The following is a 23,135-nucleotide window of genomic DNA, read 5'->3' on the forward strand; positions in this document are numbered from 1 at the left end:
GGAGACAAACGGACACTATTAGAAGCGCTTTCGTGCACCACTCCAGGTATGCGACCTCGCAGGACGAAAAGAGTCGCGCCGAGAAGGAACTCGACGCGACTCTCTCGTTACCAAGATTTATTTCCAGTTAGAACGATCACTACCTCATCAGGCTCATCGGTACCGTCCCCGTAGACGCCGACTTGATTTTCTACATTCGGAACGGGAATCAGCAACTTTACCGATTCATTCGGATCCGAGATCTCAAGAGATGCCTGAGGAAGTATCAATTCTCCCGAGTACGCAAGAACTTTTCCGCTCGGCCGGTAAGGACCTTGCACACATCGGACGGATGCTGGACCACTGACGGCTTGCTGGATCGAGATGAACAGGGAGTCCGTACCTCCGTGAACCAAATCGATCGCAGGGTCCCAACCTTCATGCGTGTCGACGCTCCCGGGTGCAGCAGCAACAACAAGGCCATGCGCAAATCTCGTCGCACACGAGGCGAAAAGCATCATTGAATCCACCCACTGTCATGGTTTCCACACCGGGAAGTCATAATACTCCTTGAGTATCGTGCGCACGATCCCACCTTGCTGCCTAGAACATGCCTTGCAGTGCGGATACAGAGTCCACGGACCGTTGGGCGCAATCTTATTCGGCGGATTATGGCCACCGGTCCAGTGACCATCTTTGTGTCCCGATTTGTTCGCTCCGCATGAAGCGCAACCATTTCGGTCACCGAACTCGTTCATCATCCGCTGCTCGTGAGCAAGAACCTTGTCACCGCGTTCAGCGGTCACTCCTTCTGCTTTCTTACCCTTTATGGATGGCCCAAGAGTCAAATTGCAGAGCACATCTTCGTTGACGTTGTGCACGAGTACCGGGGTGGCCCCCGCCAGCGCATAGTAGGTGTGGATGTCGTTGACGGTGAGGTTGTAGACCGTCGTTGATTTGGTGTGGTGGGTGATGGCGGTGATTTGGGTCCAGGTGCCGGTGCTTGTCTGGAGCCATTGGCCGGTGGTGAGGTCGTCGGCTTCGGTCCAGCGGCCGAGGGCGGGGACCCAGAAGGGGTGACCGTCTGTGGCAGTGAGGGTGCTGGTTTTGCCGGTGTCGAGGGTGATATCGACCAGTTGTTTGTCGCCGGTTCCCTTGAACAGGGCCGTTACTGGGCGGGGGCCCGTTTCACCGGTTTCCGGGTCGGTGGCGAGGACTTGGTCGCCGATCTGGATGTCCTTGATCGGTTTGCGGGTGCCGTCCGCGAGGAGAACCGGGGTGTCGGCCGTGAAGCTGTTACCGATCTTGCAGGTCTTGGCCGGGGCTACCCACTTGATTTTGCCGATCATGCCGCCGGCGCAGCCGAGTGCCGCTGAGGTGCCGACCTGGCCCCAGTTGACCTTGCGGCCGGAGAGGCGTTGGCCCAGCCAGTCGAGGCCTGCCTCGCTCAGGCCGCCGATGACGCAGCCGGCGAGCATCGGGGTGTTGCCGGTGGGGTCGGTGTAGGTCGTCGGGGAGCTGAGTGCGTACTGGTAGAGGTTGGTGCCGCCGGCGTGGCCGATCGGGTCCTGGGAGATGAAGCGGCCGGTCTCGGGGTCGTAGTAGCGGTTGCGGTAGTGGAGCAGGCCGGTGCCGTCGGACTCGCGGCCCGTGAAGGTGTACGGGTTGGTCGAGGCCGTACCGGTGGTGGTGGGCTGGCCGTAGGGGTCGTAGGTGTAGCTGGTGGCGACCGTGCCGTCCGTGTTCGCCAGGCCCACGACGGTGCCCAGCGCGTCGGTCAGGTAGACCTGGGTCGCGCCGTTCTCCGTGCGGGTCAGGTATTCGTCCAGGCCGGAGGTGGCGACGGTCGCCTTCGTCGCGCCCGTACCGTCCTGTTCCACCAGGGGGTTGGAGCCGTCGGTCAGGTACTTCTTTGTCGCGTCGCCGAGCTTCTTCGAGCTGCGGATGCCCAGCGGGTCGTAGCCGAAGAGGCCGGCGGGGCCGCCGGTGGCCGATTGCACGCCCGACAGCTGGCCGCGGGCGTTCCAGTTGTACGTGCGCCTGCCGTCGGACTTGAGCTGTCCGTCGGCGTCGTAGGTGAACGAGCGTCCGCCCTGGGACGTGACCCGGTTGTCCTTGCCGAACACCGCGCCCGTCTCGGCGGCGGGGAGGGCGACGGAGGCCAGGCTGCCCGTCAGGCCCGTCTGGAGGCCCCGGGTGTCGCGGGTGTAGGTGAGGTCGCCGACGGCAGTCGCGGCGCGGGCGTAGTTGATCGCCGAGACCACGCCGGTCTTGTCGAGTGTGGTGGTGCGGGTGATGCCGCCCGGCAGGGTCGCCGTCTTCTCCCGGCCCACCGCATCGAGGCCGAAGCTCACCGCCTGCTGGCCCGAGGTGACGGAGGTGAGGATGCTGGAGGTGTCGTAGCCGTAGACGGTGGTGGTCCCGGCCGCCGTCATCTCCTTGCGGCGGTCCACCGCGTCGTAGTCGTAACCCACCGTGCCCGTCGGGCCGGTGGCCGTCTTCAGCCGGTCGTACACGTCGTAGCCGAACGTCTCGGTACCGGCCTGGGTGTCGGTGACCGTCTTCGGGAGGTCCACGGCGTCGTAGGCGTATGTGGCCGTGGACTCGGCCACTCCCGCCGCGTTCACCCCGTACCTGGTGTTCTTCGCCCGGCCCAGCACGTCGTACTCGGCCGTCGCGACCTGACCCGAGCGGCTGGTGACCTTCGTCAGCCGGCCCGCCGGGTCGTATCCGAACAACGCCTGCGCGCCCAGCGGATCCGTCACCGACTTCGTACGGTCCGCGTCGTCGTACGCCCATGTGGTGCTGTTCTGGCGGGCGTCGGTCAGCGTGGTGAGGTTGCCGTTGTCGTCGTAGTCCAGGGACGTCGACCGGCGGCCCAGTGGATCGGTGATCTTCCGTGTCTGGTTCAGCGCGTCGTACGTCAGTGCCGTTCGCGAACCCGCCTCGTCCGTCATGGCCGTCGGCCGGCCCGCCGCGTCCAGGAACTGACCCCCGGTGCGGCCCTCCGCGTCCTTCACGGAGATCAACTCGCCGTGGCGGTAGATGTATTCGGTGACAGCACCCGACGCGTCGGTGACCGTCTCGATCTGGCCGTCCGGCTTGTACGTCAACGCCGTGCGCCGGTTCTCCGGGTCGGTGACCGTCCGCAGATCACCCGCCGCGTCATAGCCGAACACCGTCGTGTTGCCCAACGGGTCCGTAACAGAGGTGGGCTGGTCGTACGGGCCGTTGTAGACGGCTGTGCCGGACATGCGTGCCTGCGCGGTGCCGGCGAGTTCGGTGGTGCGGGTGACGTAGCCGTTCGCGTCGTACGCCAGCTCCGTACGCCGACCGTACGGATCGCTCACCGCGTCGATCCGGTGCCTCGGACCCCGGTGGTACTGCGTGCTCCGCGCCAGCGAACTCCCGTTCGCCTCGGTGTCCTTGACGCCGTAGCCGTCCGCGTCGAACTCCACCCGCCGCACCGAACCACCCGGCTGCGTCACACTCGCCGAGGTGACCTTCCCCGCCCCGCTCTGCGTGTACGCGAACGTGTACTTCGCGCCCTCGGTGAGTGTCTGTTCCGCCACCCTCCCGTCCGAGTTGAACGTGTTCGTCATATAGGTGATGCCACGTGCGTCGACCGCCGTCCTGACCCGGTTCGACGCGCCGTCGTAGGTGTACCGGCTGACCTTGCCCGCCGGATCCGTCACCGTCTCCAGACGGCCCACGCCGTCATACAGGTACGAGGTGGTGCGGCCCGTGTTGTCCTGCGCGGACGTGACACGGCGGTGCAGGGGGTCGTAGGTCAGCGAGATCCATTTTCCGCCGGGACTGGTGATACGGGTGATCTCGCCCTTGTTGCCGTTCAGGCGGGACAGCATGGTGCTGTTCCCGTGCCGGTCCCGGATCTCCCTCAGCGGCGCGTACTGCGGGAACACCCACACCGTGCCGTCACGGAACGTCAGGTCCCAGCCGCCCCGGAATCCCTTCCAGACAATCTTGGAACCCTGGTACTCCGAGGAGGTGTCGAGTGGTTCGAACTCCGCGTCCGTTGAACAGGCCCAGGAACGTCATCCTCTGCGCCGGCGGCCGGCCCGCGCCCCCATCACTGCTCATCGCGTGCTGCCCCCAGGAGGTGACTGCTCCGTCAGTCCTCCTCGGTTAGACGTCAGGGGTCCGGTCCCGGTCCCGGAGCGGCACTGGTGGTGAACCGCGTGTGATCCCTGGATGCGTTTCCGGGCGGGCCCGACCCCGGACGATCACCCTACGGGGCGGGGTGGTTGCGCGCAGTGGAACCGTTGCGCCGATTCCGCGTGAATGCTGACGAGCTGCCGACCGGTGTCCGGCGACCGGCGGTGCCCGGTGGGATCGACGAGGGTTCGCATGCGGGTGATGGCGGGCGTGGCGGTATCGGCCTCTGTGGCCCTGGTCGCGTGCGGTCCCGAGGAGCCGAAGGACCGTACGGGCGAGTCCTCGGGTGGGTCCGCGACGGCTGCGGCCAAGTTCGCGCCGCGGGTAAAGCTCCATGAGAGGGAGTCGCTGAGGCCGGTGGACGCGACGCAGTAAATCCAGCAGTCGGTGCTGCGCTACGACCACGACGGCTTCTGCCGTGACGAGAAACCGGTGGCCGATCCCGTCGCCCCGAAGCGGTTGGGCAACCGTGCCGGCGGCAAGCCCTACCGCCACCCGGATGTCGAGGTGGGAAAACCCTCGTCGACGCCGGTGGGCTGCCCCGGGCCTGCCCCGGGAACAGGCTGCTGGGAGCGGGGCGTGCCACCACCGAGGCCGGCGCGCGTTTGTATCTCGACCCGCCCAAGACGCAACGCGATACGAAGCCTCCGGACGCACCGGCCTACTGGGAGTATCACAAGCACAACACCGACCCGGCGCGCTCGGCGTACGTGTACTGGTTCTTCTACCCCTACAACAGCCTGGTCCCTGGCAACAGTCACGAGGGCGACTGGGAACGCGCCGCGGTCCAACTCCGCGACGGCGAGCCGCAGGCCGTGACTTCGCGAAGCACGGCGACGATCCGTGCCGCGTGAAGTGGGCGGACCTGAACCCGACCGACGGTCATTGGACGTAGCTGCGGGCGTGGGCGGACCGGACCTTCGCGGTCCTGGGGCTGCAGCGCATGCCGATGTAGACGCAGCACGTGCCGTCCCGCAGCGTGGAGAAGACTACGGGCATGTAGCCCTCGCTGAACGCCGCGCCCACCCCGGTACCGGCGAAGACCGTCTCCATCACCGGCACCAGATCGATCTCCAGGGGTTTGGAGAAGTCCTTCATGCCGTCGACGAATTCGTACACCGCGTGCCCCACGCCGTCCTGCTCGGTCACGGTGATGACCACGCCCTCGCGCCGGTACGTGCCGACGAGCGGCGCGAAGTCGACCACGGGCGGCTGGGCCGGCGGGGCGAAAGGCTCCGGCATCGTCACCCCGGCCAGCTCGGCGAGGAGTTCCCTGTAGAGCGCCGCGTACAGTTCGCGCGCACCTCCGCCGTTGGTGAGGAGCGCGACTGCGACGCCCGCTGACGGCACCACGCGCAGGTAACCGTACTGCCCGATGGAGGCGCCGTCGTGCCCGTAGCCCTGGACGCCGTCCCAGTCGTACAGCGTCCAGCCCAGGCCCCAACCGTCCGCGCTGACCGTCCACTTGTCGGGGGAGTCCACCACCCGGCGCTGCATCAGCGCGACCGTCTCCTCGGAGAGCACGCGTGAGCCGTCCTGCGCCACACCACCGTTGAGGTGCATCCGCGCGAGCCGCGCGACGTCTCCAGCCGTGGCGATGACCCTGCCGTACGGGCCCGCCGAGCGTGGCATCAGGTCCCAGGACGGTGCCGGGTCCGGGTCCTGGCCCGCCTCGCCCAGGTGCCCCATCGCCGCTCGGAACCGCAGCGCTTCCTCGGGCAGCGTCATGGTGTGCGTGACGCCGAGCGGGGCCAGGAGCAGGTCCTTCAGCGCCTCGTCCCAGACCTTGCCGGTTACCACCTCGACGATCCGGCCGAGCACGTTGTAGCCGACGCTGCTGTACGAGATCGCGGTGCCGGGCGGGCAGTCGAGCGCCACGTCCTTCGCGGCCTCGACGTACTTGGCGAGGCAGTCGTCACCGCGTCCGCTGTCGTGGCTGAAGTCGCAAGTGAGCCCGCTTGTGTGGCTGAGCAGTTGGCGCGCGGTGATCGCCCTGGTCGCCTCGGGGTCGGCGACCGAGAACTCCGGCAGTACGTCCACGACCGGCGCGTCCAGGTCCAGTTGACCTGATTCGGCGAGCCGCATGATCAGGGTGGCGGTGTAGACCTTCGCTATCGAGCCCATCTGGAAGACCGAGTCGGTCGTCGCCTCCACGCCCGTTCCGCGGTGCAGTACGCCGCTGGCCAGTTCGTGGACGGTCCCGTCGACGAGGACTGCCAGCGACGCGGCCGGGACGTGGTGCTTCGCGCGCAGCTCGTCGAGGCGGGCCTGCCAGTGGGCGAGGTCCAGCTTCTGGCCCGCCGAGTCCCGACTCCCCCAATCACCCTTGGCGTCCCAGTTGCCCTGCTCGTCCCAGCTCACGTTCTTCGACATGCTTGCTCCCACCCGATGCGTACGACGTTCTTCGATGCGAACACTGTACGCACAAGAGAACATCGTACGCAAGATGCGTACAGCGTGCGCTACCGTGGGGGAGGAACAGCGGGACGAGCAGGGATGAGGGCCGTATGCCAGCCGACGAGAAGCCGACCGCATCGGTGTGGACCCGTCCGCGCCGCACGCAGCGGGAGCAGCTGACCCGCGAGCAGATCGTGGCTGCGGCGATCGAGCTGTTGGACGCGGAGGGCATCGATGCGCTCAGCATGCGCAAGCTCGGCACCCGTCTGGACGCTGCGGCCACGTCCCTCTACCGGCACGTGGCCAACAAGGACGAGCTGATCGAGCTGGTCGTGGACGACGTCTACGGAGAGCTGGAAGTACCGGCCGTCGCGGGCCGCACCCAGTGGCGCGCGGCCGTCACCCGCACCGCCACCGGTCTGCGGGCGATGAGCCTGCGCCACCCCTGGATCGCCCCTGAACTCGGCCAGGTCGGCCTCGTCCACATCGGCCCGAACGCCATGCGGATGGCATCGGGGCTGCTCGCGCAGTTCGAGGCGGCGGGCTTCCCCACGGACGAGAAGAACCAGGCCGCGGGGACGCTCACGGCATACGTCATCGGGATCGCGACCTCCGAGGCCGCGTACCTCTCGCTGATCGCACGCAGCGGCAAGACCGAGCAGGAATGGGTGGCGGGCCTGCGCCCGGCCTTCGACGAAGCCACGCGGCAACACCCGCGGCTGCGCGAGGGAAGCTCCGCCCAGCAGGATGTGCACCCGCAGCAGATCCGCGACGACGACTTCGCGTACGGGCTCGACCGGGTCCTCGACGGCCTTACGGCCCGGCTCGACCTACGTCAGCGCCCAAGTAGGGCGCGCCGTTGAACGGGTGGGCGGCAAACTGACCGACCTGACAGGGCAGTTGACGGATGTCGCGGAGAACGGCGGACAGTTGCCCGCGATCGGCTCCCGCATCCCGCACGGCGAATCACCAGCCGGTGCCACGGTCTCCGAGAAGGCGAAGTCCGTGAAGGACTCGGTGGTCGACAGGGCCAAGGACCTGACGGGTGGTGGCGGTCGGCCGGGCAGTGGGGATGCGAAGGTGACGAACATCTGGTCGAGTACTACCGGTCCGGTTTCTTCGAGAAGACCGGGAACATCTGGCGAGCTCAAGGCCGCCGTCTGCGGCTCGACTTCAAGAACTTCCAGCGCTATGTGACGCTCACCGACGAGGAGCCTGAGGCGTGGCGTGGGGAGATCCGCGACGGCGAGGTCGTCCGTACCCACGAAGAGGCCATGGAAGAAGAAGAGGACGAGGCGGGAGACGGCGGCCCCGAGGACCAGGAGGGGGAGAACGAGGAGTAGCGGTCAGACCGGCCGCAGTCCGAAGGTCACAGCCTGCCACCCGTCAGACGGGTGAAGGGACCTCCGTGCGGCTTGGCCGTCTGGCGGCCCAGGGCGAAGGCACCGCCCGCCAAGCCGACAACTCCCGCCGCGGCGCCCGCCGCTATGGCCTTGCGGTGCTTGATCACGGTCCAGGCGGTGGTGGCCGTGGCGACCGCCTTGCCCGCTGTGGCGAGGACAGCCTGCTGTCCGCTCTCCCAGCCGGTGGCGGCTGCCTGGCCGGCACGCTTGGTGGCGTCGCCCGCCGAACGCACACCACTCTCAACGGACTTCTCGGCGGCTCGCCCCGACTCCTTGGCGTTCGAGGCCGCGACGGCCGAGCCTGTCTTCGCGCGGCTCTCCGCGGCCTTGGCGGTCTTTCTTGCGGGGGCGGTGGTGCGCTTCGCCGTCTGCCGGCCCTTGGTGGCGGCGGACTTGGCGGTCGCGTTCACCTTTCCTGCCGCACCGTTGGCGTCCTTGTTTGCTTCGCTCTCTGCAGTCATGACGTTCGTGTTGCCGCTCGATCGGGCCCAAAACACCCGAGGGTGAGTCAGCCCGAATCGCGAGGCAGCAGGGAACCCAGAGGACCGAGATCCAGATTGAGATCTTCCATGGTCAGGTCGTATCGCTCGCAGAGTTCGGTCATCCGGTCCTGGAGAATCATCAGCGTCATACCGATGCGCTCCTCCTGGTCCTCCCGGAGATCACCCTGGTCCACCCGGTGCAGCGCCGTACGTTCCATGAGCTGACGCAGCAATTCGACGATGGTGAGAACCAGCTTGATCAGGTCTCGTTCCACCGTGTCCGGGTCGGTTGCGAGACGCTGTGCGGTGCCGTCGCGGAGCGCCGGGTCGTCGGGCCCCGTCGGTACGAGATCGAACGCCCGTGCCGCCGCGCTTGCGACCTCCTGCAAGTCGTCGCCGCGGGTGGTGTCAGCCATCGTGAGTCTCCTTCTGCGTCCCCGGCGCCGGGCTCTTGCGGTCCTTCACCACGGGGCCGGTCCGTCGGGCGTGATCGAGCGGATGACCGCCCGCAGATTGATGTGCACGAGGTCCACATCGGCGACGGACAGTACGAGATCTCCGGTCAGGACCGCCCCCCCGGTCAGCAACCGGTCGAGCAGATCGATGAGCGCGACCTGCCGTCCGGCAAGGGATTCGATGGAATCGTCCGGGCCGTCCAAACCGCCTGGCGGCCTTCGGTCTCGCGTCTCGGCGAACCCGACGGTCGGCAGGGCCTCGTTCAGTTCACCGTTCACCGTCGTTCACCGTCCTCCGCCGGCAGCGGTGTCGCGAAGGAGTACGGCGCCCAGGGGCCGGTGATCTCGACACGTACGCCGGGAACGTCGTCAAAGAGCCCGGCGAGCGCCGCCCGGAATTCGGTGACGCGGGACGCCTCCACCAGATAGGCGTCGTTGGCGATGTTCTCGCCCCCGCCCGCGGCGAGGTCTCCCTGCTGCGGCCGGTGCGCCAGCCGGGCGCGGACGATCCCGTCCACCCGGGCGGGCACCTCGGCGGCGACCGTCCCGGCCGCCCGGTAGGCGTCGCGGTGGTTACGCTGCTGCGTCCGGCGCTGTTGCAGGTACGCGCGCCCGGGGCTGACCGGCGTGGGTTCGCTCCCCGCCGTGGCAGCCGCGCTCGCCGTGGCCGCCTCGCGCGGGTCGGCGTAGACCTTGACGCCCAGTTCGACGTGGCCTTCGAGTCGCGCGAGCAAGTCACCCAATTCCACAGCCTGTTCGGCCAGCATCTCGGTCACCCGCGTGTCGTCCAGATACACCGTGGCCAGCCGCATGGGCAGGACGGTCGCGCTCTCGTAGGCGGCCTCGACCACGGCGTGGTGCGTGCGGGCCAGCACTTCGAGCTGCTTGATGTCCTCCATCTGGGCGCGGAGACCATCCGTATCGAAGGCGTCGTGAGGCACCGACGACACCAGGGCCACGAGATCTCCGGCCGATACGGTCCGCAACGAGCCGCCGCGCAGCCCGGCGCGGCCGGACAGGGCGGAGTCCAGCGCCGCCCCGCCGCGGGTGACCGCGTAGACGTAACTCATCGGCGGGACCGTGGAGTTCGCGTCGGTGCTGCTCACCGCTTCTCCTTGTCTTCCACCGCCGCGCGCAACTCGGCCAGTTCGGCGCGTAGTTGTGCGTTCTCCAGCGCCAGCGGCTCGGAGGCGCCCTCGACCGAGGACGAGCCGTCGGAGCTGTGGGCGCCGTTCACCGACTGCGCGGGCCGGGCACGGGAGGAGAGCGAGGGATCGTGCTCCCACCAGTCGATGCCCATCTCCTTGGCCTTGTCCACGGACGCGACCAGCAGCCTCAGCTTGATGGTAAGCAGTTCGATGTCGAGCAGATTGATCTGGATGTCACCGGCGATGACGATGCCCTTGTCCAGGACACGCTCAAGGATGTCGGCGAGATTGGCGGAAGACCCTTGCTGGCCGTATGGAGACACTCCGGAGGACGTCCCCATACGGCCGGCCAGTGAATCGGACACTGGAATCAGCCCTGTCTGTGCTGGCGGCGGAGTCTGTCAGCGACCCGCCGAGGCGGTACGGCGCCGGGGACGCCGGGCCGGCTCTTCCTCTTCCTCTTCCTCTTCCTCCGCTTCGTCGACGGCCTCGTCCTCGTATCCGTCCTCGACGGGGGCGTCCTCGTCGGCGCGAGCCTCTTCGGCGGGAGCGTCCTCGTCGTACTCGGCACGCTCCTCCTGGTCCTCCTCGGGAAGCTCTTCCTCGTCTTCCTCGTCCGCGTACTCATCGTCGGCCTCGGTCTCCGGGGCGTCCGCGCTCTCCTCGGTGCCCTCACCCTCTTCCCGCTCGCGGGCCTCTTCCTCCTCGACGGCCTCGTCGTGCTCCAGCACGACCTCGCCGTCGCGGATCTCGCCACGCCAGCCGTCGGTGGCCTCGCCGCGCATCATGATGAACTTGCGGTAGAGCTTGAGGTCGAGACGGGCCCTGCGGCCCTGGGCGCGCCAGATGTTGCCGGTCTTCTCGAACAGCCCCTTGGGGAAGTATTCGAGAACCAGCAGCACCCGCGTCAGGTTGTCGGTGATGGCGTGGAAGGTCACCACGCCCTTGACCGTGCCCTTGGCGCCCTCGGTCGTCCAGGTGATGCGCTCGTCCGGCACCTGCTCGGTGACGTTCGCCTTCCAACTGCGCGTGGACTTGGCGACCTTCACCTTCCAGTTGCTGCTGGTGTCGTCGGCCTTCTCGACACTCACGACACCCTTGGCGAAGGTGCTGAACTCCTGGAACTGCGTCCACTGGTCGTACGCCTCACGCACCGGTACGCCTACGTCGATGTCCTCGGTGATGGTGACGCTCTTCGACTTGCCGCCGCCACCCTTGCGCCCCTTGCCGAACAGACCCTTGACCTTGTCCTTGATGGTGTCCTTCAGATGTGAGGTACCGGTCGCCATGGCCGCCTGCGCGGGCGACTTGCCCTCGCCGAGTGCCTGGCCGCCCTTGGCCAGACTCTTCACCGCTCCGCCGGGACCGTTCTTCGGGTCGGCCAGCTTGCCGACGCCTTCACCGAGCCGCTGTCCGAGATTGGTGACGGCGTGCGTCGCACGTGCCTTGAGGTAGTTCTGAAGCTCTTCCTTGAGACGGTCGGTGGCCGGATTCTTCGCCACGTCGTCCTTGAACCTGGTGAGGGTCGAGTCAGCCATTGCCGCCACCCCGCTCCTTGCGGCCGGCCGACGAAGCGGGCTTCCGCGCTCCGGCGGCGGTCTTCTTTCGTGCGGCTCCGGTACGGCCCGAGGCGGTCCCGCGGGCTCCGGACGCGGCCTTGGCCGCGGGCTTGGCGGACCGCTTGGCGGCCGGCTTACGGCGCGGCGCCGGCTCGTCGTCCGACTCGTCGGCATCGTCGCGGACGTCCCGGTCGTTCTCATCCAGGTCGTCGTCCTCGCGGTCGTCGGCACGCGTGTCCTCGCCGCCGTCCCCGCCATCATCCTTGCCTTCAAGGCCCAGTGTCCGCTGGTGAAGGGAGTCGGCGAGACCTGAGGCCCGCTGGGTCAGGGCATTGGTGGCGGCCGACTTCGTGGCATCCACCAGTTCCTTGCGGACCTGGTCGTTGAGACTGCCCAGAACGGGTGAGTTCGCCACCAGTCTACCGAGCTGCTTCGGATCGAAGCTCAGTTTCTTCCCGGCCAGGAACATCCCGAGGCCGATGGCCATCTTGGCTTTCTTCGTGCGTCCCAGCAGGTATCCACCCACCAGGGCGACACCTATCTTGGCGTTGCCTGTCATCTCTCTTGCACCTCATTCTCCCCGTGTCAGGGATTGGCCCTCAGACGTCGCTGGTGTGCCTCGATCTCCTCCAGCCTGTCCAGCAGTTCATCCTCGCGCCGGTCGAATTCCTCTTCGCTGATACCGCCGCTCAGCAGCTCCTTCTCCAGATCGGCCAATTCCTTGCGCACGGGATCGGGGTCGTAGTACTCGCGTTCCGCCGCGAGCACCACCTGATCGAGAACCCAGACGCTGCCTCGCACGGGTGCGAGCGGCAGGGTGAGAATCTGCGTGATGAGGCCCATGGCGGATCCTCCGATCAGTGGGAGTCGGTCGAGCCTGCGGATATCAGACGAAGCTGTACGGGGGCAGCGGTCCGTTCAGAGCGAACTCGTAGTCGTCACCCCGGCGTTGCGCCTCTTCGTACACGGCCTGCGAGAACACCGCCGCCTCGTCACGCTTCACCAGAAAGGACACATTAAGAAAATGAGCCTTGGTGGGGTCGGCCTGGGAACTGCGCTCCGCCGACGGAGTCAGCGCGGTGAGCAATTCGCTCGCCACAGCACTCTGGCGGCGCTGGATCTCGTGGGATACGAGTTCCCCCAGCGCGACTTTCTCGTCCTGCGCGGCGGGGTTCTCCCGTGTGTACTCACTCAGTCGGCGCACTTCGTCGGATTCGTTGAGTATTTCGCGCAGCAGACTCTGCTCCTCGCGCGAGACCTTCAGGTTGTACTCCAGGCGCCCGTCGAGTTCGGTGAGGCGGGCGGTGTAGCTCTCCCGCTCCTCCTCCAGTGCGGTGCGGACCTGTTCGTCGTCGGGACCGACGAGACCGAACCGCATCGGCAGGGCCGCGCCGTCGGTCATCAGCCGCTCCAGCACGCTCTGGTGCGCGACGAGATCACGGCGCTTGGCCCGCAGGTCCGGAGGCGTATCACTGACGACGGCACCAAGTGCCTTGGTCTTGACGGTCCGCAGGGCGGACGGCGGGTCACCGACGCCGTTGAGGCCGTCCAGCCTGAGCGGGTGGTCGGCCGCGGTGATGGCGTAGATGTACGTGGGCATCGGCTATTCCTCCCGGCGCTGGGTGGTGCGGCGACTGCTGGACGAAGCGGCCTTGCGTGCCGGCCGCTTCTCCTTCTCCTTGTCGTCGTCCTCGGGGCCGGAGTCCGAACGACCGCTCTGGAACGAGTCGGTGAAGGCTTCGACCGCGCCCGTCAGCGCACCCTTCGACTTCCCCTTGGCTCCGCTCTCGACGGAGTCACCGACGATGTCGGTGAGCTGCGTCGGTGCCTTGCGGCCCGATTCGAGGTCAAGTCGGTTGCACGCCTCGGCGAATCGGAGATATGTGTCGACACTGGCGACGACGACACGAACGTCGATCTTGAGGATCTCGATACCGACGATCGAAACGCGAACGAAGGCATCGATGACGAGCCCCCTGTCGAGAATCAGCTCAAGGACGTCGTAGAGATTTCCAGATCCGCTTCCACTCGCGTTGGTGGAGTTGCTCTGCTGCACGAGACTCATCGTCGACCTTCCTTCCAATGAGTTGAGACACATGGTCCGGTCCGATCACGGTTGGCCTACGACTCAGCGGTCGACCTGGCCCCGCGAATACCGGCGAATTCGTTCATAGCCCACGAGTTGACCCTGACCGTCGAGGGAGACGCGATAGGAGGCCATGACGCTGGTGGTGTCGGGGACCCTCTCGATCTCGACGACTTCCACGTCAGCGGTCCACCCGTCGTCCGTGGCCTTCAGCGAGGACACGGAGCTGGGCTCGCACTTGAGCAGTTCGGCGAGTTGTCCGGCGGCCTTTCGCATCGCCGTGGAGACGTCGATACGCGCCTGCTTCTCTTCGCCGTCCTTGCTGTCCGTCGTAGACATTTCCCCACCTGTCATACGTCGCCCGGCCGGACTTCCCGTCCGCGCCGTCCGGTTCAATTCGGTCGGCCATCGTTCGTGATGTCAGTGCGGGTGCCCCTCGGATCCGAACGTATGCGTGAGACGAAACACAGCGCGGCCGACGGCCGAGCGGCTGTCCGATCCCGTCCGGCGGCGAAAGGACGTGTGTACGGTCGGGCGCATGACGCTTCAACACCCTGCGGACCGTGGCGGCGACAGGCCCGGACGGTTCGCCCGCCTTGCCGAGTACGCCTCCAATTTCACCAGCTCACCGGCGTTCTTCGGTGTGTGTATGGTCCTCGTCGGCATCGTCATCGGCGCGCACTTCGCCAAGCTGGAGGTGACCTGGCTGCTGCTCGCCGGCGAGTCGATGACCGCGGTGACGCTGCTGCTGCTCGCCCTGCTGAAGAACTCCGAGCGCCGCGCGGAGCACGCCATCCAACTGAAGCTGGACGCCATAGCGGCGGCACTCCTGGAGACGCAGGAGGGCAAGCCCGGTACGGCGGTGCACAGCCTCAAGGAGGCCATAAGGATCGAGGACGACACCTGACACCCCCCGGATGGCCCCGGGACCGGGGGCGTCGGCGCGTATGTACCGCGCGGCCTCAGTCGGTCAGAGGAGTACGGGTGAGGATTTCGCAGCCGTTGTCCGTGACGAGGGCGGTGTCGGAGTAGGCGTGGGAGCCGAACTCCCCGCCGAGGAGCCAGGACTGGATGTGGAACGTCATTCCGGCCCGAAGCTCCATGGTGTTGCCGGGGCGCAGGGTCCGGCTGCCGCCCATCCAGCCGGGCGGGAAGCCGATACCGATGAGGTAGCCGCAGTGGTGTCGCTCGTACGGTCCCCCGAGCGCCGACTCGATCGCGGAGTGCCAGGCACGGAAGACTTGTTCCGCGGTGTTGCCGGGGTGCAGCGCCGTACGCAGGACACTCATCGCCGTGCGAGAGGCTTCGGCCGCCCGGGTGTCGCGCACGGCACCCGCCGGGTCGAGATGGCGGAGCCGGGCCAGGGGTGCGTGGTAGCGGCCCCGCGCGGCGGAGAGTTCGAGGAAGACGGCGTCGCGGGGGCCGAGCGTCCGCCTGGACCAGGTCAGGTGCTCCTGGTCGAGGCGGTCGGTAGCGCGTACGAGGGGCGCGAAGGCGGGCAGGTCACCGCCCGCGCGCAGCATGGCGTCGTAGACGGTCGCCGCGATCTCGTTCTCGCGGGCGCCGGCGGTGGCGGCGGCCAGGCCGGCGGCCATGGCGGTGTCGGACAGCCGGGCCGCGTCGCGGACGAGGGCGATCTCCCGCTCGGTGTGCACGAAGCGCTGCGCGCTGACCTGCGCGCCGAAGTCCTTCCAGGTGAGACCGCCTGCGGTGCGCAGCCGGTCCCAGACGGCGGGCGGCAGGCTGAGCGAGTCGGCCTGGTAACCGACGGCCGCGGGCGGAGCGCGGTGCGCGTCGCCGATGGCCTGGGTGAGTGCGGCGAGCAGTGCGTCGGCCGGATCGGTGGCGTCTTCGTAGCCGTAATGCCGTACGCCGTTCGTCTGGGCGGCGGCGGTCGCCGCCTCCATCGCCCGCTCGACCAGAACGGGCTCACCGTCCAGGGGCACCACCAGTCCGGTCACGGCGAAGTGGCCCTGATGATCAAGGCCGCACAGATAGTGGATGTCCTCCGGCGCGGTGACCAGCAAGACGTCCAGCCCGTGCCGCTCCATGGCGCCACGGGTGACGGCCACCCGCTGCTCGTACTCCTGGGGCGGGAAGCGGGGCTCGTCCGTGTGCGGTCCGGCAGTTCGTCGTTGTGCGTGGGTCATACCAGCCCAGTCTGCCGTCACCGCGTCGGGAACGGCACGTATGCGAGACGACCTCATGGGCACCCGTTCACCTGTGTGAGAACCGGTGGGCACGGGGGTACCCATAGCGGTCCCACCGAACAGGACCACAAGGGAGGCACATCGTGCCCGCAGGATCCAGTCCCAAGCGAGAACGGCAGTACGAACACATCAAGGAAGGCGCCGAGAAGCGCGGCACGCCGGAAGGGCGCGCGAAGGAGATCGCCTCGCGCACGGTCAACAAGGAACGCGCCCGCTCGGGCGAGGCCAGGTCCGCGAGCAAAACCTCCACCCGTGACCCCAAGTCCGCCTCGCAGCGCGGGGGCGAGCGATCCCACAGCGGTCCCCAGGGCCCGACGAGGGACCAGCTCTACGCGGAGGCCAGGAAGAAGAACGTCGAAGGCCGCTCGTCCATGAACAAGGAGCAACTACGCAAGGCCGTCGGCCGCTGAGTCGGACAGGAGGCAGGGCGGCGCTCGGAAGACTTCGACGACGCGCCGCCCTGCCTCCGTGGTCCGCACCGGATGATCACAGAGTCGGGGAGCCCGGGACTGCGCTCGGTATCGCGAGGAAGACTCTCAGCGCGCTGTCCTCGGCGCCGCCGCTGGCCCACGGGTGCGTGGTTCAGGTGACGTTTACGCCCGCACTCCGCCGGTTACCCGCGGTTACCCGCTGGACACCGCATCGGCTGCTGCGCGGGCGCATGCGCGGTTCGCCGTCCGGGACCCTGGCCACCGTGGGGCCCGCCGTGCCGTACGCCATCGGCGCCAAGTCCGCCCACCCGGACCGGCCGGCCATCGCGCTCGTCGGCGACGGCGCCACGCAGATGAACGGCATGATGTGCTCACCGCCGCCACGTACTACCAGGAGTGGCCGGACCCCCGGCTGATCGTGGCGGTCCTCAACAACCAGGATCTCAACCAGGTCACCTGGGAAATACGGGCCCTGACCGGCGCACCGCAGTTCGAGGAGTCCCAGCACCTTCCGGACCTCCCTACGCGGACATCGCGCGGCACATGGGGGACCAACGAAGCGAGTAACCCGACCGGCGGGTGCCGAAGTGCCTGTCGCTCGCCTCGCGAACAGAGTTGCCATGGCGCCGGATCAGACTGCGCCTTGTCGCGACCGACCTTTTGGAAAGGCTGACATGACCGACTCGCAGCCCCTGCCGGGGAAGGACGAATCCTTCTGGATGGCGACCGCCGGTGCCACCGACCACCCGGCGTTGAACGAGGACATCAGCGTCGATGTGGTCGTGGTGGGCGGCGGCATCGCCGGCCTGAGCACGGCGTGGGAACTGGCCGGCGCCGGCCGGACGGTCGCCGTTCTGGAGGCCGATCGGATCGCCGCCGGGGTGAGCGGATACACCACGGCCAAGGTGTCCGCGCTGCACACCTTGGTCTACGACCGGCTGCGCCGGACACGGAGCGAAGACGCGGCGCGGCTGTACGCGCTGTCGCAGCGGGGCGCGGTGGAACGGGTGGCCGGGATCGTCACCGGGCTCGGCATCGCCTGCGACTTGGAGCGCGCGCCCGCCTACACCTACGCCACGGAGCACGCCGCGGTCCCCGCGCTCAAGGCCGAGGCCGAGGCAGCCGCAGCGGCCGGACTCGCGGCGACTTACGTGGAACGCACCGAGCTGCCGTACGAGGTGAGCGGCGCCGTGCGGGTGGACGCGCAGGCGCAGTTCCACCCCCGTAAGTACCTGCTCGCCCTCGCCGCGGACCTCCGGGCCAAGGGCGGCCAGATCTACGAACGCTCCCGTGCGACCGGCCTGTCGGAAGGCTCCCCCTGCCGGGTCACCGTCGAGTCGGGGCACACCGTGACGGCCCGCGACGTGGTCCTCGCCACCCATTTCCCCGTCTTCGACAGGGCGCTGGCCTTCGCGCGGCTCTCCCCTCGCAGGGAACTGGTGGTCGCCGCCCCGATCGCGGCCGGAATCGCGCCGACCGGCATGTACATCACACAGGAGGAGGGCAAGCGATCGGTGCGCACCGCGCCGCTCGACGAGGAACACCGGCTGCTCATCGTCACCGGGGAAAGCTTCACACCCGGCACGGGCGATCCCCGCGAGGGATTCCGGCGTCTGGACGCCTGGATGCACGCCCGCTTCCCCGTGGGTGAGACGGCTTACCGCTGGGCGGCCCAGGACAACGACTCCTCCGACACCATCCCCCTCGTCGGTCCCTTTCACGCCGGCTCCCGCCACACATACGTGGCCACCGGATTCGGCGGCTGGGGCATGAGCGGCGGCGTCATGGCCGGCGGGCTTCTCACCGGCCTGATCATCGGCGAAGAGCCGCAGTGGGCCGCCCTGTACGACCCGCGCAGGCTCAAGAGCACACTGCGGGAGGCGCCCGCCCTGCTGAAGCAACAGGCCCATGTCGCCAGGCACTTCGCCGGAGACCGGCTGCACACCACCCACGTCGACTCGGTCGCGGAGATCCCGCCGGGCACGGGCGCGGTGGTACGCGTGAACGGGCAGCGCTGCGCGGTCTACCGGGACTCGGCCGGTGTCGCCCGGGCCGTGTCCGCGCGATGTACGCACCTGGGATGCCTGGTGGCCTTCAACGACGCCGAGACGGTCTGGGAATGCCCCTGCCACGGCTCGCGCTTCGACGTCGACGGCGCGGTCCGCCAGGGACCCGCCGTCCACCCGCTGGAGAAACGGGACCTGCCGGACGCCTGACAACGGACCCCCTGCGCTGTCGCCCGGTCGTTGTTCAATCCAGGCCCATGAAGACGCTGCTGTCGAGCCGGGCCAGCAAATCGGCGACGTTCTCGTACACCTCGCCGGCCCCGGCGGCTTCGAGCGCGTCGCGCGCAATACCGCCCGACAGGACCGCGACGCTCCGTACGCCCGCTTTCGCCGCCGCTTCCATGTCCCACACGGCGTCTCCGACGAAGACCGCATGCTCCGCCGGCACCCCGGCGAGGTCCAGCGCGGCACGCACGGGGTCGGGTGCCGGTTTGCCCTGCGATACGTCGTCCGCGCTCGCGGTTCCGGCGATGACGTCGTCGGCGTCGATCGCCCGTCGCAGGGCGTCGAGTTCGGGTCCGGTCGCCGAGGAGGCGAGGATGTTCGTCCAGCCCTGTCCTGCCAGCAGTCGCAGGAGATCGGCGGCGGATCCGAAGGCCGTCAGCCGGCCGAAGTACGTGCCGTACAGCGTGCTGTGCGCGGCGCTGATCGCCTCATCCCCGTCGCGGTCGCGGTTGTCGCCGAGCAGATGGGCGATGAGGTCACCGGAGCCGAGCCCTACCGCCCGGTGGATGTCGGACATCGCCACCTGGTGGCCCGCCCCACGGAACGCCTGCCACCAACTGGTGACGTGGAGGTAGTTCGTGTCGGTCAGGGTGCCGTCAACGTCGAAGATCGCCGCGCGTGCCACGAGGGTGCCTCACTCTCCTGAAGGGAGCTCGGCCTTGCTCCCGAGCCCTCTGGTTCTTGGCTTGACCGAAGTCCTCGTCCCGCGTGCCCGGGGCGCGTCGAAGCGCCCCCCTCGCGCGCACCCGGCGGGACGGCGGACGCCGTCAGTCGCGGCCGGCCTTGTCCGTGGTCGGCCAGGTGCCGGTGGCCCGTTCGATGGCCTTGGCGCCCGACCGGTCCACGGCACTGCGTACCACGGCGAAGATGGCGCCCTGCACGGCCGCGGCGAACAGCACCTCGCCCCACCCCCGGTCGCGGTCCAGCGCGTCGGGTGCGTCGTCCTCGTGCCGGATCGCCTTCCACGTCTTCTGGAAGGCGAGCCCGGCCACCGTTCCGCCCACCCAGCCGAGGGCGAACCCGACGGGCTTGTAGGCGAGCGGCAGCTTCTGCTTCTTCTTCACCGGTGCCTCCCTCTCTGATACCGACCCCTTGCCTGCGGGCTCCTGGAACACCTCACGGATGCCCTCCAGTGGCAACCCCACACCGAGGAACGCGATACCGCCACCGCTACCGTGCCGCCCCGCAGGCGGAGGCCCGACCTCCGCCCGGTCGACCAGCACACCACCGCTGGACCGAGCAGCGTCGGAATCGCCCTTATGGTGCGTGGCACGCCCGGCCCGGCGTGGTCGTTTCTCTCTGACGGCTGGACACGCCCGCAGACCGACGAGCAGTCCGCCCTCAGCCGCGAGGTTGTCCCGCAGGGGCTCGCCGCGAAAGTGGTGCCCCACTCGGACGCGGGCGTTACGCGCAAGAGCCGGAGGGTACCTCTGAGCGGGTACGCCGCTGTCGGCTCTTGAGGAAACGAGGAACACCATGCAGATCGGTTACAAGCTGGCCTCCGAGGCTTACGGCCCGGCCGAACTCGTACGGCAGGCGGTTCTCGGGGCACCCGGCTGTGAACCTACGAACCGGACGTCCAGAGCGTGCAGTGACTCGAACCGCCGCTGGTCACCGACGGAGTGGTCCTCGGGGGCACCGGGGAGAACAACGACAACCCCACAAGCTACGGAGACGTGCACGCGGTCGCCCCCGGCTCCGGCAAACCGCTCTGGACGGAGCACACCGACGGCGAACCCGAACCGCACGGCCTACTGGACGGCTCGGTGCTCTTCAGCACCGAAGCCGGCACACTGCACGCCGCCGACGCCCGCACCGGCGAGTCCCGGGCCAGGACACGCCGGTCGTCCGGCAACCCCGACGCGACCGTGACCGGCGACCGGGTGTACTTCGACGGCGGCGACAACCGTCTGCACGCGGGAAGGATCTCCCACCGAGCGCTGAGAGCGGCCCTGGGGGCGCGTACGGACTGGACGCCCCCGTGCCCGTACGGCTCCGAGCGGCGTCAGCTCGCGGCGTCAGCCCCCGGCGTCAACTCCCGGCCCTCGCCCGGCGCGAGACCACGGCCCGCAGCACCCGCTGACCCTCCGTCGAGAGATCCAGCGCCTGGCGCAGCCCCGCCGCGCCGGCGGTCTCGGCCAGGATCTCCAGGATCTGGATCTGGCGGCGCAGTTCACCGGAGACCAGTGGCCCGGCGACGAACTGCCCTACGCCGGGCTGCTCTTCGGCTCCGGCGGCCGCTCCCGTACGGCAGCGCTCCACCCAGCCGCTGTACGCGCCGGCGGTGCTGGTGCCAGGGGCGCCGACGACCCGGTCACCCACCACGTCGAACTGCTGATGGATCCCCAGCGCCACGACGGAGCAGCTGTCCGACCAGCCGCGCAGCGGCTCCGCCGCCCACTCGGAGGGTGCGGCGGCGAGCATCTTCCGTACGAGGACGGCCGTTTCGTCGCTGATGACGGCCGCCTCCAGCGCCTCCCTGGCCGCCGCGAGGCGCGGGGCCCAGTTCTGCTCGCCGTCTGCGATACCGGACCAGAGGGGGCGCAGCGCCTCGCCTTCGTCGGCGAGCAGGGGCAGGCAGCGGTCGAGGCAGGCGACCCCGCTCGCGGCGAGGCCCCGCTCATCCGCCTGAACTATCAGTTCCACCAGGCTCATTCACGTCTCCCGTCGCGGGCGGAATACTGCTCCTTACAGCGCCCGGCGGCTGAAATACGTCACTGGTGGCTCAGAAATGTCGGTCGGTACGCGCGGAAGCACCCTGCGCGACACACTATGTCCTCAATCGCCGAACGGGTCACGCGCTGTGTCCTCAATCGCCGGACGGGCTCCCCACCCATCCGGCGATCGAAGTGAAGACACCAGCGCGCCTACCCGTCCACCTTGTTCGCCAGCGCCTCGAACTGCGCCCAGGTGAGCCCCGGTTTCACCGGGTTCCACACCTTCTGCGACAGCGCCGCCAGCGGCAGCCGGATCCCGGCGGCCACCTGGTCCTGCGTCTGCGCGCTCGCGATGTCGCCCCACACCGCGAACCGCGCGCCGAGGATCTGCTTCGAGTACCGCGCGGGCACCGGCTCCGTACCGCGCAGCACCAGCGGGGTCCACTGCTCGAAGATCCGCCGGCCGGTCGGGTACACGAAGTCGTTCGGCTGGCCGAGTACGTAGTAGAGGTACTCGTCGTTGAGGTTCACCACGGGCCGGCCCTCGCGCAGATAGTCCAGCGGGGGCCGCGCGCCGATCTCCTTGCCGGTCCAGTAGAGGACTTGGAGGTTCTGGTCGGCCTTGACGACGCCGCCGGCGAAGAAGCCGTCGTTCCACGCCTGGACGTCCTTCTTCTTGGGCCGGACCGTGGCCGCGCGGTCGTTCATCCAACCGGTCGCGAGATCCTGGATCTTGGCGTCGGCGCCGTACTTCTTCCGTGCGGCGGCGGCCAGTTGGGGGAAGGACGCCTCGGGGTTCGCGACCACCAGCGCCTGGTACTCGTCGGCGCCGATGTTCCAGTACGGCCCGGGGAACAGCGTGTCGTACTCGCGCAGCAGTTCGTCGATGAGCTTCGCGGCGGCGGGCTTCGAGATGTCGATGGACCCCCGGCTGATCTTCCCGTTCACGTCCCGGAGTTGCAGCTCGGGGTAGGCCGCCAGCACGGCGCCCAGGTGCCCCGGCGAGTCGATCTCGGGGACGACGTCGATGTGCAACTGCCCGGCGAGCGCGATGATCCGCCGGACCTCCGCCGTGGTGAGGTGCTGCTCGGAGACGATCCGGGGGTGTGTGTCGGACGCGATACGGAAGCCCTGGTCGTCGGAGAAGTGCAGGCCCAACTGGTTGAGCTTGAGGTCGGCCATCTCGCGCAGCCGGTTCTCGATCCAGCCCGGGGTGTAGTACTTGCGTGCCATGTCCAGGTTGAATCCGCGCTGCGGGCGGTCGGGCCGGTCCTTGACGACTCCCTCGGGTATCGCGCCGTCCGCGCGCACCGACTGCTTGAGCGTACGGGTGCCGTAGAAGACCCCGGCCTCGTCCGGCCCGGCGATCCGCACCCGCCCGTCACGGGTGGTGAGGGTGTACGACTCGGGGCCCGCCTGCTTGCCGGACTCCAGGGCCAGCTCGATGTCACCGGCCTCGGCCGCGACGGCGCCCCGGTAGTCGATCTTCAGCTCCTTGGCGAGGAGCTGCCCTTCGTCGGCCAGCTTGCCGCTGTTCTTCGCGATCACGACGGCGCTGCCGCCGGAGGGCCGCCAGCCGGGGCCGCGGGCCGCTTCGAACTGCCGTACCGAGGGCACGGCGCGCGGCGCCTTCGAGAGCGCGTAGCCGCCGGAGGGGGTGGGTGCGGCCGGGCGGGTGTCGGACCGTGCCGACGACGCCTCGGATCTGGCGGCGGCCGGCGGTGTGGTCGCCGATCCCGCCGGCGCGCCGCGGTCGGGGGTGGTGGCGCCCGGCCAGGCCACCACCGTGAGGGTGACGGCCGCCGCCACTATGGCCGCGCCGCCCACCAGCGTTCCTGGGGAGTTCCACCTCATCCGTGAT

The 23,135-nt window shown here is 68.5% G+C and carries 25 protein-coding genes and 2 pseudogenes; 9 read left to right on the plus strand and 18 right to left on the minus strand.

The genetic code is table 11. The annotated features are described in order from the left end of the window. Positions 1-515 precede the first annotated feature (515 nt). Positions 516-3,902 (minus strand): RHS repeat-associated core domain-containing protein, encoded by a 3,387-nt coding sequence (locus OG700_RS13775; RefSeq protein ID WP_405613291.1) that lies wholly within the window; start codon positions 3,900-3,902, stop codon positions 516-518. An 858-nt stretch (positions 3,903-4,760) separates the two neighbouring features. Between OG700_RS13775 and OG700_RS13780 the strand changes: the two genes are divergently transcribed. After that, positions 4,761-5,009, plus strand: coding sequence for a hypothetical protein (locus OG700_RS13780; protein WP_405613293.1), 249 nt, complete (start codon positions 4,761-4,763; stop codon positions 5,007-5,009). A 28-nt stretch (positions 5,010-5,037) separates the two neighbouring features. On the opposite strand, the gene OG700_RS13785 is transcribed toward OG700_RS13780, so the two are convergent. Further along, positions 5,038-6,528, minus strand: a complete 1,491-nt coding sequence (locus tag OG700_RS13785; RefSeq protein ID WP_405613295.1) for a serine hydrolase domain-containing protein — start codon at positions 6,526-6,528, stop codon at positions 5,038-5,040. A gap of 134 nt (positions 6,529-6,662) precedes the next feature. Between OG700_RS13785 and OG700_RS13790 the strand changes: the two genes are divergently transcribed. Genes OG700_RS13790 through OG700_RS13800 form a run of 3 tightly spaced genes read left to right on the plus strand, consistent with a single transcriptional unit; the run spans position 6,663 to position 7,895 of the window. Continuing rightward, positions 6,663-7,415 carry a TetR/AcrR family transcriptional regulator gene (locus OG700_RS13790; RefSeq protein WP_405613296.1) on the plus strand — a complete coding sequence of 251 codons (753 nt, stop codon included), beginning with the start codon at positions 6,663-6,665 and terminating at the stop codon, positions 7,413-7,415. Between the two features lie 4 nt (positions 7,416-7,419). Continuing rightward, positions 7,420-7,749, plus strand: a complete 330-nt coding sequence (locus OG700_RS13795; protein WP_405613298.1) for a hypothetical protein — start codon at positions 7,420-7,422, stop codon at positions 7,747-7,749. Beyond that, the gene (locus OG700_RS13800) at positions 7,746-7,895 is read left to right on the plus strand and encodes a hypothetical protein (RefSeq protein WP_405613300.1); all 150 of its coding nucleotides are present in this window, start codon (positions 7,746-7,748) and stop codon (positions 7,893-7,895) included. Before OG700_RS13795 ends, OG700_RS13800 begins: the two co-directional genes overlap by 4 nt. A 26-nt stretch (positions 7,896-7,921) precedes the next feature. On the opposite strand, the gene OG700_RS13805 is transcribed toward OG700_RS13800, so the two are convergent. From OG700_RS13805 to OG700_RS13855, 11 genes are all read right to left on the minus strand, one after another. After that, on the minus strand, positions 7,922-8,416 hold the full coding sequence (locus tag OG700_RS13805; RefSeq protein WP_405613302.1) for a hypothetical protein: 495 nt from the start codon (positions 8,414-8,416) through the stop codon (positions 7,922-7,924). A gap of 47 nt (positions 8,417-8,463) precedes the next feature. Further along, on the minus strand, positions 8,464-8,853 hold the full coding sequence (locus OG700_RS13810) for a gas vesicle protein K (RefSeq protein ID WP_405613304.1): 390 nt from the start codon (positions 8,851-8,853) through the stop codon (positions 8,464-8,466). 45 nt (positions 8,854-8,898) lie between these two features. Continuing rightward, on the minus strand, positions 8,899-9,096 hold the full coding sequence (locus OG700_RS13815) for a gas vesicle protein (protein ID WP_383636032.1): 198 nt from the start codon (positions 9,094-9,096) through the stop codon (positions 8,899-8,901). A 71-nt stretch (positions 9,097-9,167) separates the two neighbouring features. Then, positions 9,168-9,998: a GvpL/GvpF family gas vesicle protein gene (locus OG700_RS13820; RefSeq protein WP_405613306.1), complete on the minus strand. Its 831-nt coding sequence runs from the start codon at positions 9,996-9,998 to the stop codon at positions 9,168-9,170. After that, on the minus strand, positions 9,995-10,405 hold the full coding sequence (locus OG700_RS13825; RefSeq protein ID WP_405613308.1) for a gas vesicle protein: 411 nt from the start codon (positions 10,403-10,405) through the stop codon (positions 9,995-9,997). Before OG700_RS13825 ends, OG700_RS13820 begins: the two co-directional genes overlap by 4 nt. A 36-nt stretch (positions 10,406-10,441) precedes the next feature. Beyond that, positions 10,442-11,578, minus strand: a complete 1,137-nt coding sequence (locus OG700_RS13830) for an SRPBCC family protein (RefSeq protein WP_405613310.1) — start codon at positions 11,576-11,578, stop codon at positions 10,442-10,444. After that, a complete protein-coding gene (locus tag OG700_RS13835) occupies positions 11,571-12,158 on the minus strand; it encodes a hypothetical protein (RefSeq protein WP_405613312.1) in 588 nt (195 codons plus the stop codon). Before OG700_RS13835 ends, OG700_RS13830 begins: the two co-directional genes overlap by 8 nt. A gap of 26 nt (positions 12,159-12,184) precedes the next feature. Then, the gene (locus OG700_RS13840) at positions 12,185-12,442 is read right to left on the minus strand and encodes a gas vesicle protein GvpG (RefSeq protein WP_405613314.1); all 258 of its coding nucleotides are present in this window, start codon (positions 12,440-12,442) and stop codon (positions 12,185-12,187) included. A 43-nt stretch (positions 12,443-12,485) separates the two neighbouring features. Next, a complete protein-coding gene (locus tag OG700_RS13845; RefSeq protein WP_405613316.1) occupies positions 12,486-13,199 on the minus strand; it encodes a GvpL/GvpF family gas vesicle protein in 714 nt (237 codons plus the stop codon). 3 nt (positions 13,200-13,202) lie between these two features. After that, a complete protein-coding gene (locus tag OG700_RS13850; RefSeq protein WP_405613318.1) occupies positions 13,203-13,664 on the minus strand; it encodes a gas vesicle structural protein GvpA in 462 nt (153 codons plus the stop codon). A 63-nt stretch (positions 13,665-13,727) separates the two neighbouring features. Then, positions 13,728-14,024 (minus strand): gas vesicle protein, encoded by a 297-nt coding sequence (locus OG700_RS13855; RefSeq protein WP_405613320.1) that lies wholly within the window; start codon positions 14,022-14,024, stop codon positions 13,728-13,730. Between the two features lie 199 nt (positions 14,025-14,223). On the opposite strand from OG700_RS13855, the gene OG700_RS13860 reads away from it, so the two are divergent. Beyond that, on the plus strand, positions 14,224-14,592 hold the full coding sequence (locus OG700_RS13860; RefSeq protein ID WP_405613322.1) for a low affinity iron permease family protein: 369 nt from the start codon (positions 14,224-14,226) through the stop codon (positions 14,590-14,592). Positions 14,593-14,647: 55 nt separating this feature from the next. Here the strand turns inward: OG700_RS13860 and OG700_RS13865 are convergent, their stop codons facing one another. Then, complete coding sequence (locus tag OG700_RS13865; protein ID WP_405613324.1) at positions 14,648-15,835, minus strand: M24 family metallopeptidase; 1,188 nt, start codon at positions 15,833-15,835, stop codon at positions 14,648-14,650. Between the two features lie 143 nt (positions 15,836-15,978). Here OG700_RS13865 and OG700_RS13870 point away from each other — a divergent pair, with 143 nt between their 5' ends. The 3 genes and pseudogenes from OG700_RS13870 (at position 15,979) to OG700_RS13880 (ending at position 18,542) form a co-directional block, all read left to right on the plus strand. Continuing rightward, positions 15,979-16,305 (plus strand): plasmid stabilization protein, encoded by a 327-nt coding sequence (locus tag OG700_RS13870; protein WP_405613326.1) that lies wholly within the window; start codon positions 15,979-15,981, stop codon positions 16,303-16,305. A 236-nt stretch (positions 16,306-16,541) separates the two neighbouring features. Then, a pseudogene (locus OG700_RS13875) lies at positions 16,542-16,875 on the plus strand (thiamine pyrophosphate-dependent enzyme); the annotation flags it as partial. A 125-nt stretch (positions 16,876-17,000) separates the two neighbouring features. Beyond that, complete coding sequence (locus tag OG700_RS13880; RefSeq protein WP_405613328.1) at positions 17,001-18,542, plus strand: FAD-dependent oxidoreductase; 1,542 nt, start codon at positions 17,001-17,003, stop codon at positions 18,540-18,542. Between the two features lie 34 nt (positions 18,543-18,576). Here OG700_RS13880 and OG700_RS13885 read toward each other — a convergent pair whose 3' ends face one another. Together OG700_RS13885 and OG700_RS13890 are read right to left on the minus strand one after the other, a co-directional pair. Continuing rightward, positions 18,577-19,242 (minus strand): HAD family hydrolase, encoded by a 666-nt coding sequence (locus OG700_RS13885; RefSeq protein ID WP_405613330.1) that lies wholly within the window; start codon positions 19,240-19,242, stop codon positions 18,577-18,579. Between the two features lie 142 nt (positions 19,243-19,384). Further along, positions 19,385-19,681, minus strand: a complete 297-nt coding sequence (locus OG700_RS13890) for a DUF4235 domain-containing protein (protein WP_405613332.1) — start codon at positions 19,679-19,681, stop codon at positions 19,385-19,387. Between the two features lie 612 nt (positions 19,682-20,293). Here OG700_RS13890 and OG700_RS13895 point away from each other — a divergent pair. Continuing rightward, positions 20,294-20,524, plus strand: a pseudogene (locus OG700_RS13895) (PQQ-binding-like beta-propeller repeat protein); the annotation flags it as partial. 124 nt (positions 20,525-20,648) lie between these two features. Here OG700_RS13895 and OG700_RS13900 read toward each other — a convergent pair. Then, the gene (locus tag OG700_RS13900; RefSeq protein ID WP_405613334.1) at positions 20,649-21,272 is read right to left on the minus strand and encodes a hypothetical protein; all 624 of its coding nucleotides are present in this window, start codon (positions 21,270-21,272) and stop codon (positions 20,649-20,651) included. Positions 21,273-21,484: 212 nt separating this feature from the next. Continuing rightward, positions 21,485-23,128 carry a beta-N-acetylhexosaminidase gene (locus tag OG700_RS13905; protein WP_405613336.1) on the minus strand — a complete coding sequence of 548 codons (1,644 nt, stop codon included), beginning with the start codon at positions 23,126-23,128 and terminating at the stop codon, positions 21,485-21,487. Between the last annotated feature and the right edge of the window lie 7 nt (positions 23,129-23,135).

It is taken from the genome of Streptomyces sp. NBC_01508, assembly GCF_045040315.1.
Taxonomy (GTDB): domain Bacteria; phylum Actinomycetota; class Actinomycetes; order Streptomycetales; family Streptomycetaceae; genus Streptomyces.